The organism is Streptomyces alkaliphilus (assembly GCF_014141535.1).
Lineage (GTDB): Bacteria > Actinomycetota > Actinomycetes > Streptomycetales > Streptomycetaceae > Streptomyces > Streptomyces alkaliphilus.
The window spans coordinates 1-3,106 of sequence record NZ_VKHT01000623.1 but is presented as its reverse complement, the minus strand read 5'-3'; the positions used below and the strand labels follow the sequence as shown (position 1 = coordinate 3,106).

The 3,106-nt window shown below is 74.3% G+C and carries 2 protein-coding genes; one reads left to right on the top strand and one right to left on the bottom strand.

Features of this window, described 5'->3' with window-relative positions; genetic code table 11:
- Positions 1-574: 574 nt before the first annotated feature.
- On the bottom strand, positions 575-2,113 hold the full coding sequence (locus FNQ90_RS17600) for an FAD-dependent monooxygenase (protein ID WP_182607261.1): 1,539 nt from the start codon (positions 2,111-2,113) through the stop codon (positions 575-577).
- A 312-nt stretch (positions 2,114-2,425) separates the two neighbouring features.
- Between FNQ90_RS17600 and FNQ90_RS17595 the strand changes: the two genes are divergently transcribed.
- On the top strand, positions 2,426-3,106 hold a 681-nt coding region (locus FNQ90_RS17595), incomplete at its 3' end, for a TerD family protein (RefSeq protein WP_182607262.1).

Genomic DNA, 3,106 nt, shown 5'->3' with positions numbered 1-3,106 from the left:
GGTCACCTCCACCGCCCCCACGCCGCTCTCCCCTCCGCCCCGGCCGCGCGCCCTTCGCGGGGCCGGCTCGAAGTCTCCCGGGTACCGGGAAGTCCGCGCGGCCGGTCCGGACGAACGACCGCTCATGAGCGGGTCAGCCGATCCACGCCTCCGGCGTATATCGTCCCCACGCCGTCGTTGAAGCAACGGAAGCAGGACCCGAACCGTTGGCGATCCCGCTCCACTCCCCGTCATGCACTCCTGCCGCGTCATGGCCGAAGGGTCGATTCAAAGAAGCGATCCGTCATTCGAACCGGCCGACCGGTGCCAGGCGCAAGAGGTCGAATCGGGGGACACCATCGCCACGCACCGAACAGTCACCGCAGCGTGCTCCGCTGCGCGGAGAAGTCGGTGTTAGCCTGGGCTCGAGCTTGAAGGGGCACTCGCCGTTATGCGGCCACTGCCCCCTTTTTCCTGTCCGGCACTCCCCGTTTCACGAGATGCCCCCGGTGCGGGATGGACCGATCGGACAAGGGGCGGACCACCAACCGGATCGCTGCGACAGAATCACCCCATCGGATGAATTCCGCACTCCTCACCCCGCGCCGCCGTGGCGGGCGAGGGCGGCGCGCAGGTCCTCGGCCCGGCGGGCCGGGTCCGGGGCGTCGCCGACGCCGACGATGTGGGCGTCCGGGCGGATCAGCAGGGCGGTGCGCCGGTCCGGGTTGGCCCACCACACGTGCCGCACCCGGTCCGCGTCCGGCGTGCCGGTGAACGGCGAGGGCTCTCCCTGCGGTGTGATCAGCACGAACCGGCCGGCCCGCAGCGCCTCGTACAGCCGGGAGGGCGTCTGCGGGGCGCTCGACGGCCCGTCGGCCGGGCCTCCGGCCAGGGCGAGGTCGGGGGCCCGGCGGCCGACGAGCGGACGCGTCCCCCGGCCGGCGCGGTAGCCGAGACCGATGCCGGTGACCTGGCCCAGCGCCCGGTCGCGCAGCGCCGGAGTGCCGGCGAACAGCCGGGCGAGGAGATCGCGCGCGCCCCTGGCCGGCGCGGGACGGAGCACGGCCGCGCGCAGCAGCGCCCCACTGCTGCGCAACGCCAGCTCGCCGATCGGGTGCCGCTCGGCGTCGTAGGTGTCCAGCAGGTCCCCGGAGCCGGGACGGCCCTCCAGCGCGGCGACGAGCTTCCAGGAGAGGTTGCCCGCGTCCTGGAGGCCGGTGTTCATGCCCTGGCCGCCGGCGGGGGAGTGCACGTGGGCCGCGTCCCCGGCGAGGAAGACCCGTCCCACGCGGTAGGTCGGCACCTGCCGTTCCTCGCTGCGCAGCCGGGAGAGCCACCCCGCGTCGTGCATGCCGAAGTCGGTGCCCAGCACGCGGCGGGTGATCTCCCGGAGTTCGTCGAGGGCGACGGGGGTGTCCTCGGGGACCTCGTTGCGCGTGTCCCAGCCGACGACGCGGTACCGGCCGTCGCCGAAGGAGGCGACGAGGGCGAAGGCGTTCTCCCGGGCGTCGGCCCGCACCGGGCCCGGCGGCGGCTCGGTCATCCGGACGTCGGCCAGGACGAGGGAGGCGGGGAAGGTGTGCCCGGGGAAGGGCAGGCCGACCGCCTCGCGGACGGTGCTGCGGTGGCCGTCGGTGCCCACCACCCAGCGGGCCCGCAGGGCGCCCTCCGGGGCCCCGACGGCGTCGGCGTCCCCCTCGGTGACCGGCGAGTCGGCCCGGCGCACCCGCACCGTCACCACCGCCGGGTCCTGTTCCACGCCGATCGCCCCGGTGCCGTACCGGATGTCGACCCCGGCTTTCCGGGCCCGGCGCTCCAGCAGCCGTTCCACCTCGTACTGCGGGGTGACCAGCACGAACGGGAAACGGGTGCGCAGTCCGGAGAGATCGAGTTCGATGCCGGCGATCCCGCGCGGCCGGGACACCCGCCTGCCCCGGTCGATCAGTTCGTCGGCGAGGCCGCGCGCGTCGAGGTACTCCAGCGTGCGGGCGTGCACGGCGAGGGCCCGGGTGAGGTTGGAGAGACCGGGCGGGCGGCGTTCCAGCAGCGTCACGGAGCGCCCGGCCGCCGCCAGGTCCCCGGCGAGCAGCAGCCCGACGGGCCCGGCCCCCACCACGATCACCTCGGCGTCCATGCCGTGCTCCTTTCCCGATCGCCGGCCCGGTTCACCCGTACGGGGGTGGTTCACGCCCGATCCCGAGAGGTCCGGGTACCCGGGGCGGCGTGTCCCGACACCGGCCGCGGCCCCCGCCCACCGGAGTGACCGCCCGCTCTCGGGGCGGAAACGTCCGGGGCACGATCCCGGCGTTCACCCCCGGGTCGGTGGACTCGGAGGCTAGGGTTCCGCACATCGCCGGGTGTGTTCCGCATCACATCCCCGGTGGATCGGGCTGCCCCGGAACGGCGCCCGAGGGGACACGACGCGCCGGGGGGCGACATGCTGGAGATGGTCAAGGGCGAGAACGTGGCGCTCGCGGAGCTGAGCGGGGACACCGGCTCGGTCCTCGTGGGCCTCACCTGGGGCGGCCCCACCGGTGACGAGGACGCCGATGTGTCCGTCCTGCTGCTGAACGCCGAGGGTGTCGTGCGCGGTGACGCGGACTTCGTCTTCTACAACAACCCCACGGCGGCCGACGACAGCGTGCAGTTGCTGGGGAAGACCCCGACCGACAACGGCAGCGAGGACCGGATCGGCATCGACCTGGACGACATGGCGGCCGACGTGGACCGGGTCGTCCTGGCGGCCAGCCGTTACGCCGGCGGGCGGTTCGGGGAGTTGGAGGGCCTGGGCATGGTGCTCGCCGACCGCTCCGGGGAAACGCTGCTGCGCTTCGGCATCGAGGACGCGGGCACGGAGAGCGCGTTCATCTTCGGGGAGCTCTATCGGCGGGGCACGGGGTGGAAGTTCCGCGCGGTGGGCCAGGGGTACGACACCGGACTCGCCGGTCTGGCCCGGGACTTCGGCCTGGACGTGGACGACGCGCCGGACGGGACCGATGACACCGAGGACGGGGAGGGGAACGAGGAGGCCGAGGGGCCGGAACCGGCCGGGAGCACGGAGCCGCCCGCTGACGGGACCCCGCCGGCCGAGCCCGCCGGTGACCTCTCGGCGCCCCCCGTTCCCGCC